This window comes from Paenibacillus sp. sgz302191, from assembly GCF_057749925.1.
This window is the reverse complement of sequence record NZ_JBYLHY010000049.1, coordinates 1-14,054: the sequence shown is the minus strand read 5'-3', so window position 1 is coordinate 14,054 and position 14,054 is coordinate 1. Positions and strand designations below refer to the sequence as shown.

Below are 14,054 nucleotides of genomic sequence, written 5' to 3'. Positions count from 1 at the left end.
AAGCTGCCTTTTACGGCTCGAACCGCTTGCCTTATTTTTCCAAGATGGCGATCGCTTCGATCTCGATTAAAAGATCAGGACTGACAAGTTCAGACACTCCGATGTGAGAACGAGCCGGTCTATGTCCATTGAAAAAGGCGTTATAGACTTCGTTTACTTCATTTTGCAGATCCATACGCTTATTAAAGATGGTTGTCTTAACAATATCGTTGATCGTACCTCCGGCGGCTTCCACGACAATTTTGAGATTTTCAAGAACAATTTGCGTCTGTTCTTTAATCGAGCTCGGCAGAGACATACCCGTATCGCTTTTCTCGGACTTTGGAACCCAACCAAAAGAGGGATGACCGTAATACAGAGGATAGGCCGTAGCACCCGAGAGGTATAAGGTTGTTGTTGTTCCGTGCTTCACTTCATAACCTAACGAAAATGGCATATCGTCAACATAACCAGGCAAAACAATCGTTTTTTTCATTTTTAAATAAAGCCTCCTTTTTGAAATCTGGAATTTACCGGGCTCAAATTGAAGATGCGATGATGATACTACCGGTCTTGTTGGCGGCCACGATGGCATCCGTCGCTCCCGCGCCGATATCGTCGCCTGGATAAAGCCTGCTTCCGATGAAGAAGTGTTTATCAGTCCGTAAGTCTGAAAGGCGAAGAACAATACCGGAGAAAATAGACCCAGGGGAACCACTCTCCATATATCGCGCAGTGTAAACCTTATGTGAACCCAGCCGAACATGATTCTGGCCGTAATCATTGAAAAATGCCCCTCGCCACTCATTTTAAACATATGTATTATGTACTACAATATAAGAAAAATACATCTGTATCGGTACAGATACATCTCGGGGCTTATTTTGATGCATAAATTTTTGCTAGTATTAAGAGATTTGGAACAATTAATCTCTAACCATACTTACAAAGAAGGAGATAAACTTCCTTCCATTCGTGTTCTTGCAAATCAATACAACATGAACAAAAATGTTTCTCGCGCGCGTACAGATGAGATCGAGAAAGGCGTCAGTGAATTAGGTAAGCGTCAAATAGCCCACACCTTGTAATCAAGATGAGGGCTATTTATGTTTTTAGTCAGCCTTAAACGCGCGACAAGTCAGTGGTAGCGACGACGACATGGCAGCAGGCTATCTAACACTTCTAGTCGTTTCTCCTTATGCTTTTGAGCATTAGTCAACTCCATTTGCTTCTTTGGGAGAATGAATTAGAAGATTATGATCGATCGGTGAAGACATGACAATCAGGATTGTATAGGTTCCATATTTATCGCATTGATTGCCAAACTCTTCGAGCGTGCGTGTGGATTCCGTCACTACTTTTAATAAATAACTGTGTTCTCCGCTTATGCGGTGGCACTCGGCAACATGGGGAGATGCATGGACAAAATCAAGAAACGCCAAGCAGTCTCTAGTCTGAAACAACATATAGGCTGCCGCATGCTTCCCAATTTTTTCAGGAGAAATGACGGTACGATACTCTTCGATTATTCCCTTTTCTTCCATTCTCTTAACTCGTTCCGTTACAGCAGGTTGGGACAATCCCACGCTTTTACCCAGCTCAGTCATTGAAATCCTTGCCTGGTTTTGAAGATAGAAGAGGATTTGTTTGTCTACATGATCCACTTTGAGTGTCCTCCTTTAAATTAAAGGTATTTTAAATAAATAACTTTTATTTCTTTGTATAATCATCATATTTGATTTGATGTGTTATGTAAAATGAAAGATTTTAATTATATAATATGACAAGACTCACATGAATAAGGGCGATTCACACATAAGAAGTCAGAGAGGAAGGGCAAGTAATGAGCAAATACGATTTAAATAAGGCAGGTACAGAAGATTTACAGGCACGTATTGATGAGGTCGTTGATTGTACAATTGACGAAAAAAAGCTGGCTGGTGCTGTTACCCAATCTAAGTTTGGAGGGTTCTCTCGATGACTCTCTCCCATTCCAGCAAAAATATAATCGCATTGGCCGCGATATGTTTGTCCGCGCTAATGTTCGGCCTCGAAATTTCCAGTGTGCCAGTGATACTTCCGACCTTGGAAAAGGTATTGCATGGCAATCTCAAGGATATGCAATGGATTATGAACGCCTACACCATTGCTAGTACGACAGTTCTAATGGCTGTTGGAACGCTGGCTGACCGGTTTGGAAGGAGGCGTATTTTTATTATCAGCCTCGTCTTGTTCGGCATTACATCCTTGATTTGTGGCTTGGCACAAAGCACGTCAGTTCTGATCGTCAGCCGGTTTCTTCAAGGCGTGGGTGCTGGCGCGATGCTGATTTGCCAGATAGCAATTCTTTCGCATCAGTTTCAGGAAGGAAAAGAACGCAGTAAAGCCTTTAGCGCATGGGGGATCGTGTTCGGTATCGGCCTCGGTTTTGGACCCATCATCGGCGGCATGATTGTGGCTATTTCGAACTGGCATTGGGTTTTCCTGGTCCACGTCCCGCTGACCATCCTCACTTTGATCTTTGTTTTAGGCAGCGTAGAGGAGTCCAGCGATCCGCAGGCGAAAAAGTTGGACATTATCGGCATCGTCATGCTTTCGTTGACGGTTTTTGGGCTGGCATACTTTATCACGCAAGGGCCGGAACTCGGCTTTACCAGCATAGCCGCCATCAGCACCCTTGTTGCAACGGCAGCATGTTTCATTATTTTTCTGTTTGCGGAAAAGCTCAGCACCCATCCGATGTTCGACTTTTCCGTATTCAGGATACGTAATTTTTCCGGCGCGCTCTTTGGCTCCGTCGGCATGAATTTCAGTTTCTGGCCGTTCATGATCTATCTGCCGATCTATTTCCAGAGCGGTCTTGGTTACGGCACCGTGGCAGCTGGGCTGTCTCTCTTGGCTTATACGCTGCCCACCCTGGTGATTCCGCCTCTGGCAGAGCGCCTTTCGCTCCGCTATCAGCCGCGCATAGTCATCCCATCGGGTCTGTTCATCATCGGCATAGGCTTCATTTTGATGAAATTTGGCAGCGGCGGCGATCACGCCAACTGGTTGACCATGCTCCCCGGTTCCCTGTTGGCTGGTATTGGGCTTGGCTTAACCAACACGCCTGTGACCAACACGACCACCGGCTCGGTTCCGAGTACCCGTGCAGGCATGGCTTCCGGCATAGACACGAGTGCCAGATTGATCAGTCTAGCCATCAACATCGCCGTGATGGGATTCATTTTGCAGGAAGGCATCCTGTCTTATTTGAAGCAGGTCCTTCCTGGGACTCTCGATATAACGCAATTGCGGACTTTGGCCGAGAAAATAGCCGCTGGAAACACTACATCTCTCAAGCAGGGTTTACCGGAACTGTCCTCTCTGGATGCGTCCGGAGCCGTGGTCCACGCGGCTCTTGTGCACGGATTTGGCTTGGTGATGCTCTATGGTGGCATTGGCGTGTGGATTTTGGCCGCGATCAGTTTTATGATTTTTGGATCCAAGAGAGCAGCTAGAGTGTGAAGGGCATCGCGCCTGTACAAGCTAGAAAAGTACCCTTGTAAATTTTTGTCCCGTTTAGGTGACAATCCAAATCCGATGTTAGCGGGGGCATAAATTGCCCCTTGCATTTTATAAGAAACGAAATGAATGGCGAGGATCATACTACACATGATTCATACAAATGATTTTACGTCTACTCAGCAGTTACAATTTGCTCTCATTGATGCTCGATCCTTTTCTTTCAATCGTGGGCAAGAATAACAGTAACCGAATTCAGTATCCAAGCGATAAGCAAGACAGCAGGCTGTTTTTACTAACATCTTTTGTTCAGGGTTATTCGGGTTTTCAATGAATTTAAGCTTAATATCAAACGGATTTTTGCGGAGTCCGAACGCACTTGCATCGACACCATGAGTAAGGATTTTATAATGGTAAAGGATACTCTTCTTGCTTTCCTCGTCCGAAGCTTCGGTCAGTTCTTCTTCCATTTGAGCATATATCGTATTGATTATTTGACCCCATAATGGAATGACATTTATATGGGCCAGTTGGGACAAAATTTCTATTAAAGGTCTTACGTGCTCCCTGTAAAATGAATAGAGTACTTTCCTACACCAAGCATCACGGTCCATATTCGGAATTTGGATATACCGCACTTCGCTGATTTTAAATGAAAACGAGGGGTACTGAGCACCGGCATATAGTTGTACGGATAAATTCCTTAATGATAAATCCAAAATTACCCCATCACTGCGAAACAACATGTTCTGCATCGCCCCGCACACTCCCGCAAACCAGCTACAGAAAAAGGCTGCTGCTGCAGATCGTTCACCTGCTTTGATGAGAGGGCCGTACGTGTCGATTAAGCACATCATATTTTCTAATTGAATTAGATCGAATGCAGGCATGGTAAGCACGGTATTGTATGGCTCATACAAAGTCAGGAAAAACTTCTCTTCCAATTGTTTGAAGTCCACCGTGTCCATCGCTTGTCACCTCATTGTTTTTTTATCTTTTCAAATGCAAGAAGTACTTCATCAATGGCATTGCTGTCTGCCAAAGGAGACATGCCCAAACTAAACCATTCTTTGCCTCCCATGATGTAAACTTGGTTTTTCTTTACTGCAGTCATATTCATCCACAATGAACTATCTATCAGTTCTTTATATCTCTTTTGAACCTCTTCACTGGACTCATCATCGAGCTGTAAAATGATATGATCAGGATTATATTCGGGAATTTTCTCTAAAGAAATCGAGACGCTCAATTCATTTTGCGGATAGTTTTTAACTGGTTTCAAGCCTAATTCCTTATGGATGAAGCTGCCCCGATCGATATTTTCTCCGTAAATAACCAGTCCCTTTGCCATAACCATCATATACATAACCGTTTCGTCTCCAACAAGGGTATGGAGCTTTTCCTTGGCATTAGCTTTTTTATTTTGCAATTCTTGAATGACCTTTTCAGCCTGATCCTTCTTGTTGAAAACCTCACCAATATCACGCAACTCATCACGCCAATTTTCCCGCTGTGGCAAAAGCACGGTTGGTGCGATTTTGGAAAGCTGATCATAATCCTTATCGGACCACCAAATGGGCGCAATAATGAGATCCGGCTCAGCGGCTAAAATCGCTTCAAAATTAGGTGTTTGGGCAATTCCCGTCTTCACCGTATTTTTAAACGCTTCTTTTAAATAGGAAGGGAGTTCCTGATGATAGTTTTGTATCACAACCGGCGTCACACCAAGTGCATACAAAAACTCCGGATAAACCACTGAAAGTCCAATGACCCTTTTAGGTTCAGATGGAATGCTGATGTCTCCTTTTGGACTTTTTACTACTCGTTGCTTATCGGGTAGACTTGATTTGGATTTGACCGAATCTCCAGCTGCCGTGTCAGTCTTGTTCGGCTCAGTGTTCTTGTCTGCACAGGCAGTACTCAACATTAATAACAATACGATAACTATTCCCACAATCGAACGTCCGTTTTGCTTCATTCACCGATACCCCTCTTGAATTTTTAGTTTGCAAAGTGATAATCTTTCAGTAAGATTGATTATCATTATTATATAGAAGGAGTATAAATGATTTTGCGATATCGGAACATTGACGATACAGACAAATTTCTATGCACGATTCCGCCAAAGCTTCAGCGCTTCATCGAGCATCAGTTCATGCGTAAATGCCGTATATTCTACCCAAGGATATGAAGGAAGCAAGTCAACCCGACCGTTTCTGACTGCTTTCAGACCGCACCATGACTCAGAGCGCACGAGCGTTTGCCAACTGGCATTTGACAGGGCATCTTCGTCCAAGATGAGCAATAACCGATCCGCATCGAAATCCGCCAGTTGATCAGGTATCACTTGCTGATCCGGATTCATGCGATCGACACCACGCGCGGGCATAATGTGCAGATCGTCATAAAACACCGTGTCTAAGCTCTTATAACCCAATACTTTGTACCGATCTCCTGTGATTCTCAGGATGAGGAGACTGTCATCCTTGACAGTGTGTTTCACCTGTTCACTTACAAAACGGGCCCTTCGCTCATAATTTTCAAGCCATGTTTCTGCTATTGTTGTTTTGTCCAGAAACTTCGCAATTAAGCGTAAATGCATACGCCAATCATTCTCCATCCAAGGAACAAAAAATGCGGGCGCGATTTTCGTGATCCTTGCCTGTTCCTCAGCATTCACGAAGATGTCGATTCCGATAATAAAATCAGGATCAGCAAGCCCCAGTTCTTTCCTCTTTATCAAATCATTTGAACTTAACGACAGTACCGAATCCGTTTGATACTTTCTCTTGTAATAATCGGTCCATGGATGGTCGGCAGGTGCGGCACAGGGAGTGATTTGAAGCGGAATCAGTTGTCCGATGTTAAACATATGGTAAGCGACGATTTTTTGCCTGTTGTTTCTCATAAATGCCGCTGGAGGTATACCTGATATCTGTTTAAATTTGCGTCGAAAATAAATATCATCCTGGTAACCTACATGCCGGGCGATATCCTTGAGACGATATTCTCCTCCCGTCTTCATGAGCTGTTGCGCCTGCTTGATCCGGAAGACAGTCAAATAGTCAATCGCGCTGCAGCCATACCTTTTCTTAAATAATCGCATAAAATGACGGGAACTGATTCCTGCTACCTTGGCCAAATGTTCTACCGTCAGTTCTTGTTGATAATGCTGCTCTATATAGGCTTTCACACATTCAAGTACCGCTTCCAAATCATTTCCTTTTACAAGAAGAGCATCTTGCAAGATGGTATAGAGAACTTCTTGAAAGAGAATTTGACTGCGAAATCGTTTCAATCGGTCCTCGCCCTGCAAGTAGTCACAAATGGTTTTGCACAAAGCGTTAACGGAAACCGGAGAAGAAACGATAACTTCTCCTTTTACCGGGAACCGACTGTCTCGTTTGATAATCTGTATAGGATTGTCTGACGATCCGACATCCCCAATTACATCGAATCGCAAATGAAAAAAACCACGTTCATCAAAGGAATGCGCTGCGGCTTCGATAAGTTGACCAGGAGTACAAATATAAACGCTGCCTTCTCGCATCTCGATGAATTGCCCATCAACGGTCAGCCAACCTTGTCCACTTGCTGCGACAAAAAGCATGTGCGACTCGCTGAATTGAAGCCGTACTACCCATTCGTTTGGATTGTTCTTGATATGTCTGATCTCCCGAAGCTTAAACCACATGTCTTCGAGCGAAATATAATTGGTAATTTCAATGTTCTTATCTATTTCAATCATTTAAAATCACCGTCCTTTTACTAAGGAACATTCTAGCTCACAATCGTTCTCGTCGCAATTGTGTAAGTAAGCTGCACCCGAAAGAGGCCGAGATGGTCATTGCGGCATACGAAACCACAATCGCTGAATCCAAGAGAAAAATCATTGTTAAAAGGCTGCCTTCTTGTGTTTTCCGGTTGCGGCTCCATAGACGAAGGCGGTAAACACCGTTATATACGGGACGGTTACGATGATCGTCCAAACCTTGCTAACGAAGTCATTGTAATATTGAAAATCCGGAACGACTTGATTGCTCATCGCCCATAACAGGAGAGCGGTTGGAAGGATGAATGGCGTGTAATGATGTTGCCGTCCACTAATTTGGGCTAAACCGAACATGATCATCAAAAAACAAAGCGTAATTTTTAAAAATACCCCCAAGAACCAAATTATGCCGATTACGGCTTCGAATCGTTGAAAAAATTGACCGATTACAATCAATTTCGCTATGGAAAAGGTTGGATACAATTGATTCGCCGACACAGGGGCGCTTTGCACGCCAATCGTAATCAATATTCCTAACGTAAGTAAGATTCCCGATAGGATGATCATAGAGATCATTCCCCGTACGATTTTTTTCTTGACGGGTACGTATGTAAGGAATGCGCTGAAACAAAACAGCTCCATGAACGGAAAACTTATCACGGGGTAAACTCCTTGAATGACGGGAAACCAGCCGTTGGCGAGAATCGGACGAATGTTATCAAACGTAAAGCGGCCAAGCACGAGCGACAGTATCAGCAAATAGGAAATGATCATGACCGGAAGAATGACTTCATTGACTCTGCCTATATTGCTCATTCCCTTAGACGATGAATACATGACGAGGAGCAGAACCAGGATTTGATAAATCCATGGATGGGTATGCGGCAGAAGATGCGTGATCGAAAAATTACTGAGATTCCTCACAATAAGCGAGTTTAAATAAAGGTATAAAAAAATAATTTGAATATTGACGAACTTACCGAGCCATTTTCCAAGTATGCGCTCCATAATGACATAAATGGATTCATACTGATAGGACTTTATGAAGAAGAGCCATCCTGCATTCAAGCCGATGCCAAGGAGCATGGCCAAAAGCATGGAAATCCAGGCATCTTGCTTTGCAAAAACAGTCGTAATAACTGGAACGAGCAGCATGGCGCTGCCGACCAAGAAGGTTACGGACAAATAAAGTAATTGCCGGGAACTAAGTGTGTGCTCCATCTTTTTATCCTCCGAACAAGATATTGTAAATAGGGAGATATAAGGTTTTAAACCAAGTCGTTGCTGGAAATAGATCATATCCGGCCAAGAAGCCGAGCGTATAAATCACTGAACATATCCATACGCAGACGGGTACGATGTTTCCGCTTTTCCCTGCATTATTTTTCATGTATGCTTTTGGACACCTTTCCGCTGGTGATTAACCGAATATCAACATTGATTTGGGCGGACAATTCCGGGATTATGGTTTCCCAGTCCGTTTTTCTTTTCAGCCATTCTTTCGGGTAATGCTGATTTAAAATATCGCCAAATCCGAAAACATCCGCTTTCATGTTCTGAGCTTTCTTTATGGCGCTCGCTATTTCATTTTTTATTTCGTATTCTAACTCATGTTCCATCTGTTTGTTCACGTTCGGATCTTCCACCTTGATCGGACAAGTTACTTCTTCTAGCATTCCGTTTGCTTTAACATAAATATTGAACTTGATTTGATTGCCGGTTATGACTGGAGTGACGCGGGAACTAATCTGGCTCAACGTAGCTCCGATAAATCCATTTTTTTCTTGGCAAGCCGTTTGTATTAACATCGATTTTGCAAAGAAATGCCGGATAAACACCCAACCGCGTGTTTGTTCCGAAGTAAACCAGCCTGCAAGTTTATTTTCTTTGAAAAGGGGGAACCCCGTTAAAACGTGATCCTTTTTACCGTCGGTTTGTACCATGGCAACTCCCATACCGACAAAATCGCCCTTTCCCCCATAATGCCAACGAGTAATATCGTCTATTTCGATGCCACGTTTCATCCCCATGAACCCGGAAGAAATATCCGCTTTTTTTAACATTTCCGTTCCCGTATTTTGCTCAAGCGGACTTTTGATCATAAGAACTTCTTTAGCTGAAGCATGTTTTGCCACGAAAAATTGGACAGTTTTCCTTAATTCATGTTGGCGTTCAACAAAATCAGTTACAGGTCGGAGCCCTTGCGTTTGGGCAAATTTTTCACCGATGGCGATAAAAGTGAGGTCCGAAAAAAATAGTTCTCGATGGAGCAGGTTTTTGCTTCGCTGCAAGATGTCAATGATCGACTTTCCTTTCACGGAAAACGGATATACCGGGGATTTCCCAACTTCTTGGTCGCCCGATTTTGCGGTTTTCCCGCCCGGACTTATGATCTGAAACGTGATTTCCATTCCTTCGTTGCTTTCATCGATGCCCATGCTAGTTGCAATGGCCAGCTCATTTAATTCTCTACGCAAGTTGCAGCCTGACAAACAAACCATCATAAATATGAGAGGAATCAACCCTAAGGCAATTGATGTTTTATTTATCATCTTTTCCCTTCCAATTAACGAATTTTTCGATATGACTCCACCGCAACGGAAGTCGAAATAATCCGTCTTTGTTTCTTTCCGTTTGAATTAGAGTAAGTGTAGTGAAATAAGGCTTTCCGGCCGATTTCAAGGAGCAAAGATGGATTAGAACGGCAGTGGCAAACACCACGATCCCGACTAACCCCAAGGTAGAAGCCAATACCATAACCACAAATCGTAATAATCGGGATGTTGTTGCGAAATTGTAAGTTGGCGAAGTAAAGCTGGAAATGGCAGTCAAGGATACAACGATAACTACTGCAGGTGATACCAGGCCTGCCCGGACCGCCGATTCTCCGATAACGATCGCACCCACGATGGAAACGGTGGGACCTACAGCTCTTGGCATGCGAACGCCGGCTTCGCGCAATATTTCGAAAATAAACTCCATCAAAAGCGCTTCCACGAAGGTAGGGAAAGGAATTCCTTCTCTTTGCTGTACCAAACTTATCAGCAGATCGGTTTGAAGCAATTCTTGATGGAACGTTGTGATCGCAATATAGAACGCCGGCAAGCTTAGTGAAACGACATACGCGGCGAGTCGGATAAGCCGTAAAAGAACAGCGATGTCAAACGTCTGATAGTAATCTTCGGAAGCGTGAAAAAATGAAACAAATGAGGCTGGGGCAATAAGCACGAATGGGGTTCCGTCAACGATGATCGCAATTTTTCCTTCCGAGATGGCTGCTGCAGCGCTGTCCGGTCTCTCGGTAGAAAGTAATGTTGGAAATGGGCTGTACTGATCTTGAATCAGTTCTTCGAGCATACCGCTATCAAAGATTTGTTTCGTTTGCAGGCTGCCAATTTTATCTTCAATGTTTTGCAAAGCTTCTGTATCGACCGTATCTTCAAGAAACGCAATGGCAACAGTAGTATGTGTCGTTTTTCCGATCACATAATTTTTTATGCGTAAATGATGGTTTTTAATTTTTTTCCTAATCAAAGAAATATTGACGGTGTAATTTTCCACAAACCCATCACGGGGACCCTTAACCAGCGTTTGATTTTTGGGCTCCTCCACATTCCTGCCTTCTCCTCCAGGCGCCGAAGCAATGTAGGCTTCATTTGCATGTTCTATAAAAAGAATAAGATGTCCGTCTAATAATCCTTCTATTACCGAACTCATCCGGCTCACACGCTTCATTTGGCATGATTTCACACAACTTGCGAGTATTTCCGGCGTTATCGTGGTGTCCGGATTTTTTTTTATTTGCAGATCCAGTAGTGGAGTGAGGAAGGATTGGCTCAAAAAGAAAGGATCGATAAACCCTTCTATGTATGAAATGGAAAAGGGCACGGGCAAATGGACGAAAGTCTGATTTACAAAATCCGGACTGTCTCCAAGAATGGATTTCATATACTCCGTGTTTTCGAATACATTTGTTGATATCGATTTGTGGAGAACATCCTCCTTGTTCCGCTGTTGCTGCACCACAATGAAACGCCCCCAAGTCCACTCATTATTTCCAATGAAACACAATAATATCATTTGCCAACGACCCGAATTTATTCGCTTTGGGTATGAGCGTCGCTGTAGGCCTGCATGAGAGAGCTTTTTAGATGCCCGACTCGACTCCTTCTCCTGGGCAGAGTACAATAAGTCTGCTGATAGCTGTTGATGATTGGCGGATTCCATTCCATTCTTATATCCGATTCAAGGAAAGGTGCACGGTGCAACGCGCCGAGGAGGCGGAGACTAGCGGTCAGGCGATGGAGCGCGCGCGGCGGCGGCATCAATCGGCATCGGGGCCGAGATCGGAAGTGTTGTTGTCGTTACCGCAACGCCTGGACGTATCTCACGCTTGGTCAGCTGGATGATACGGCATGCTGCTAAGAAAACAGATCTGCCTACCAACAGATTATTCGATCTGCCAGCATAGCTTTAATGCTACGGGTAATACCGCTATATGAATTCCATCCGCGCTTATCGGCAGAATCTGGTGATGAGTACAGACGAAGTTCATATCGAGGCAAGGTCGGTGGCCCACTATGTACCTTTATGCCTTTGACAATCCGCTGAAATACTTGCTTAAAGAAATCGGAACGTCTACTCATCCAAAGTAACCTGAAATAAACAAGCCGGAGCGCATGTTGGTCAACGTCCGGCTTGTTTTTATTTGCTAAGTTTCATACTACTCATGAGTAAGATGAATTCACTCTTGTTATAATTCGTAATTAAATATATTATTAATTAAATGATGAATCATTTAATTAATAAAAAAATTCATCATGGCTGACAGCGGATTGAGACATGCTAAGCATTTCTTCAGCTTTTGTAAAACTGCCGGTTTCAATTACTTTCGAGAAAACTAAGGAGTTGTGTAAATGTCATGAGCTTATCCTCATTTTAAATATGAATAGAATGAATTTGCTTAATTGTATAATGACATTTACTCTTTAAACAAGAAGAATAAAGTGATAGGAATCGTGAGCGCAATGCAATTACAACGACCATTGTGGAGGTGTCCTCAACATGAGCAGAAGTTTTCTCGTATTGTATGGAGTCGGTGGCAGTAGCCCCGATCATTGGCAAACTTGGTTGCATCAAGAACTGGTAAAACAAGGTGAAACAGTCCGATTTCCCGACTTTCCAGACAAAGATCAACCTGACAAGAATGTTTGGCTCGACCATTTATCTAGTGTTTTTGAAGAAATTCCAAACGATGAAGAAGTCATCGTTGTGGCCCATAGTTTAGCGTGCATCATGTGGTTTCACTATGCGGCTTCAACTCCGAAACGAAAAATTCAGAGAGCCATTCTTGTAGCTCCACCCTCGCCATTTTTGAAATATGAGCCGGTGATGACGTTTTTTCCTGTACTAGAAAACATAGATGAGATCGCGAATGTTGCGGAAAAAACGTTGTTTGTTTTATCCTCAACAGATCCTTATTGCTCAGTGGAAGATGCTTCACAGTATTTGGATTTAGGGGTTCCTTGCGTTATGATGCCTAAAATGGGACACATCAACGTAGAGGCGGGCTACGGTCCATGGCCATGGATTCTTGATGTATGCTTGAACAAGCAAGTTACATTATGATTCGGGGGCAAGGGTTGTTGCACTAACGGAGACGATAGTTTAAATGCTTGTCTAAAACAAGAGGGGACGCCGGGCTTGTTCAGAGTAATAATAAATATTCTCAATAACAAATCACTGTCTTACATTAAAGGGAACTTATGTATTGTTTGCATAAGATGAAGGGTGTGACGAAATTGCTTAAAAAAATAGGAAAACTTCTATTTGTGCTTACTTTTGTATTTTATGGACTCATTCTATTGATCCCATTATTATCTGTTAGTCTTAAAACAAAGACCATAATCACTACCTTTTTGGTTGTAATCGGGGAAATAACATTCTGGAGCGGCGGTTTGATTTTAGGTAGAGAAGTTATGAAAAAATACAGAAGCTTGTTTAACCCAAAAAACTGGTTCAAACGAAATAAATAGTGGCTCAAAACCGTAAACAGCGATACTGCCTGGCTTTTCGTGCTCAAACCGTAGAACGAACACTCGGTTCCACGGCAGTGCATAGCGCACTCATGCAACAAGCGCCTGCCAGTACCGTGCAGCGGAATGCATCAGGAAGCTCTCCAAGTATGCGAGCGCTTGGCGAAACAAGCGTGGCGCGAAGCCGAAGCTTCCTCCAAAGGACACCCTCTCGGAGAAAGCGCAGAAACAACTGGAGGAACTGCTGGGCTATTCTCCGCTGTTGCGCCGCGCGTGGGAATGGAAGGAAGCGTTCACCGCTTGGTACGACTGTTCCCCCAACTATGCCATGGCCAAGCAAGGCTTTGAGCGTTGGTGCACTCAGGGAGAAGCCATAGGTCATGCCGCTGTTCAAAGCGCCCTGAACACCATGCGCAACTGGAAAACAGAAATTGTGAACTACCATCGTTGCCGCTGGACGAACGCGACCGTTGTAGGGCGTCACAATCGGATTAAAGCCTTTCAGCGTCGTCACTACTTCACGCGAAACCGCAGCCGTTACAAGGCTGGTATTCTGATTGAATGTAATCGTCACCGCCTACTGACCTGAAAGTCAAGCACTGATTCTTAGGTTGAGCCACTTTTTTAATAAAATTATGGCTCTTCGCTCTACTGGATGGGTAATGCCACATAAAATAGGATCATAGTTACCTCGGCAATTACGAGTTTCTTAAAAAATGGTATAAAAGGGAAAAGGGTTAGAGACGGATTTAGGACCTGCGTGC

At 43.6% G+C, this 14,054-nt stretch carries 13 protein-coding genes and 2 pseudogenes; 6 read left to right on the top strand and 9 right to left on the bottom strand.

All coding sequences use genetic code 11. From position 1 onward, the window contains the following. Positions 1-31 precede the first annotated feature (31 nt). Positions 32-763 carry a Rid family hydrolase gene (locus AC3G2T_RS36500; RefSeq protein WP_474685261.1) on the bottom strand — a complete coding sequence of 244 codons (732 nt, stop codon included), beginning with the start codon at positions 761-763 and terminating at the stop codon, positions 32-34. 103 nt (positions 764-866) lie between these two features. Here AC3G2T_RS36500 and AC3G2T_RS36495 point away from each other — a divergent pair, with 103 nt between their 5' ends. Next, positions 867-1,067: a GntR family transcriptional regulator gene (locus AC3G2T_RS36495; protein ID WP_474685262.1), complete on the top strand. Its 201-nt coding sequence runs from the start codon at positions 867-869 to the stop codon at positions 1,065-1,067. Positions 1,068-1,190: 123 nt separating this feature from the next. Here the strand turns inward: AC3G2T_RS36495 and AC3G2T_RS36490 are convergent, their stop codons facing one another. Further along, positions 1,191-1,643, bottom strand: coding sequence for an Lrp/AsnC family transcriptional regulator (locus tag AC3G2T_RS36490; protein ID WP_474685263.1), 453 nt, complete (start codon positions 1,641-1,643; stop codon positions 1,191-1,193). Positions 1,644-1,822: 179 nt separating this feature from the next. On the opposite strand from AC3G2T_RS36490, the gene AC3G2T_RS36485 reads away from it, so the two are divergent. After that, the gene (locus AC3G2T_RS36485; protein ID WP_474685264.1) at positions 1,823-1,960 is read left to right on the top strand and encodes a hypothetical protein; all 138 of its coding nucleotides are present in this window, start codon (positions 1,823-1,825) and stop codon (positions 1,958-1,960) included. Next, positions 1,957-3,486 carry an MFS transporter gene (locus AC3G2T_RS36480; protein WP_474685265.1) on the top strand — a complete coding sequence of 510 codons (1,530 nt, stop codon included), beginning with the start codon at positions 1,957-1,959 and terminating at the stop codon, positions 3,484-3,486. Before AC3G2T_RS36485 ends, AC3G2T_RS36480 begins: the two co-directional genes overlap by 4 nt. A gap of 176 nt (positions 3,487-3,662) precedes the next feature. On the opposite strand, the gene AC3G2T_RS36475 is transcribed toward AC3G2T_RS36480, so the two are convergent. The 7 genes and pseudogenes from AC3G2T_RS36475 to AC3G2T_RS36445 form a co-directional block, all read right to left on the bottom strand. Then, on the bottom strand, positions 3,663-4,451 hold the full coding sequence (locus AC3G2T_RS36475; protein WP_488438519.1) for a hypothetical protein: 789 nt from the start codon (positions 4,449-4,451) through the stop codon (positions 3,663-3,665). Positions 4,452-4,462: 11 nt separating this feature from the next. Continuing rightward, positions 4,463-5,461, bottom strand: a complete 999-nt coding sequence (locus AC3G2T_RS36470; protein ID WP_474685267.1) for an ABC transporter substrate-binding protein — start codon at positions 5,459-5,461, stop codon at positions 4,463-4,465. 129 nt (positions 5,462-5,590) lie between these two features. After that, positions 5,591-7,231, bottom strand: a complete 1,641-nt coding sequence (locus tag AC3G2T_RS36465) for an AraC family transcriptional regulator (protein ID WP_488438518.1) — start codon at positions 7,229-7,231, stop codon at positions 5,591-5,593. 147 nt (positions 7,232-7,378) lie between these two features. Beyond that, positions 7,379-8,476, bottom strand: coding sequence for a GerAB/ArcD/ProY family transporter (locus AC3G2T_RS36460; RefSeq protein ID WP_474685269.1), 1,098 nt, complete (start codon positions 8,474-8,476; stop codon positions 7,379-7,381). Between the two features lie 158 nt (positions 8,477-8,634). Further along, positions 8,635-9,807, bottom strand: coding sequence for a Ger(x)C family spore germination protein (locus AC3G2T_RS36455; RefSeq protein WP_488438517.1), 1,173 nt, complete (start codon positions 9,805-9,807; stop codon positions 8,635-8,637). Beyond that, positions 9,797-11,281, bottom strand: coding sequence for a spore germination protein (locus AC3G2T_RS36450; RefSeq protein ID WP_488438516.1), 1,485 nt, complete (start codon positions 11,279-11,281; stop codon positions 9,797-9,799). The genes AC3G2T_RS36455 and AC3G2T_RS36450 overlap by 11 nt, the downstream gene beginning before the upstream one ends. A gap of 776 nt (positions 11,282-12,057) precedes the next feature. Beyond that, a pseudogene (locus tag AC3G2T_RS36445) lies at positions 12,058-12,144 on the bottom strand (helix-turn-helix domain-containing protein); the annotation flags it as partial. Positions 12,145-12,319: 175 nt separating this feature from the next. Between AC3G2T_RS36445 and AC3G2T_RS36440 the strand changes: the two are divergent. The 3 genes and pseudogenes from AC3G2T_RS36440 to AC3G2T_RS36430 form a co-directional block, all read left to right on the top strand. Beyond that, positions 12,320-12,883, top strand: coding sequence for an RBBP9/YdeN family alpha/beta hydrolase (locus AC3G2T_RS36440; RefSeq protein WP_488438515.1), 564 nt, complete (start codon positions 12,320-12,322; stop codon positions 12,881-12,883). Between the two features lie 137 nt (positions 12,884-13,020). Next, on the top strand, positions 13,021-13,290 hold the full coding sequence (locus AC3G2T_RS36435) for a transporter suffix domain-containing protein (protein WP_488438514.1): 270 nt from the start codon (positions 13,021-13,023) through the stop codon (positions 13,288-13,290). Between the two features lie 193 nt (positions 13,291-13,483). Further along, positions 13,484-13,879: pseudogene (locus AC3G2T_RS36430) on the top strand (ISL3 family transposase); the annotation flags it as partial. Positions 13,880-14,054 lie beyond the last annotated feature (175 nt).

Coding starts and splice junctions, on each gene's coding strand:
- AC3G2T_RS36500 (WP_474685261.1), bottom strand. CDS start 763: ATGATTACGGCCAGAATCATGTTCGGCTGGGTTCACATAAGGTTTACA.
- AC3G2T_RS36495 (WP_474685262.1), top strand. CDS start 867: ATGCATAAATTTTTGCTAGTATTAAGAGATTTGGAACAATTAATCTCT.
- AC3G2T_RS36485 (WP_474685264.1), top strand. CDS start 1,823: ATGAGCAAATACGATTTAAATAAGGCAGGTACAGAAGATTTACAGGCA.
- AC3G2T_RS36480 (WP_474685265.1), top strand. CDS start 1,957: ATGACTCTCTCCCATTCCAGCAAAAATATAATCGCATTGGCCGCGATA.
- AC3G2T_RS36475 (WP_488438519.1), bottom strand. CDS start 4,451: ATGGACACGGTGGACTTCAAACAATTGGAAGAGAAGTTTTTCCTGACT.
- AC3G2T_RS36470 (WP_474685267.1), bottom strand. CDS start 5,461: ATGAAGCAAAACGGACGTTCGATTGTGGGAATAGTTATCGTATTGTTA.
- AC3G2T_RS36465 (WP_488438518.1), bottom strand. CDS start 7,231: ATGATTGAAATAGATAAGAACATTGAAATTACCAATTATATTTCGCTC.
- AC3G2T_RS36460 (WP_474685269.1), bottom strand. CDS start 8,476: ATGGAGCACACACTTAGTTCCCGGCAATTACTTTATTTGTCCGTAACC.
- AC3G2T_RS36455 (WP_488438517.1), bottom strand. CDS start 9,807: ATGATAAATAAAACATCAATTGCCTTAGGGTTGATTCCTCTCATATTT.
- AC3G2T_RS36440 (WP_488438515.1), top strand. CDS start 12,320: ATGAGCAGAAGTTTTCTCGTATTGTATGGAGTCGGTGGCAGTAGCCCC.
- AC3G2T_RS36435 (WP_488438514.1), top strand. CDS start 13,021: ATGTATTGTTTGCATAAGATGAAGGGTGTGACGAAATTGCTTAAAAAA.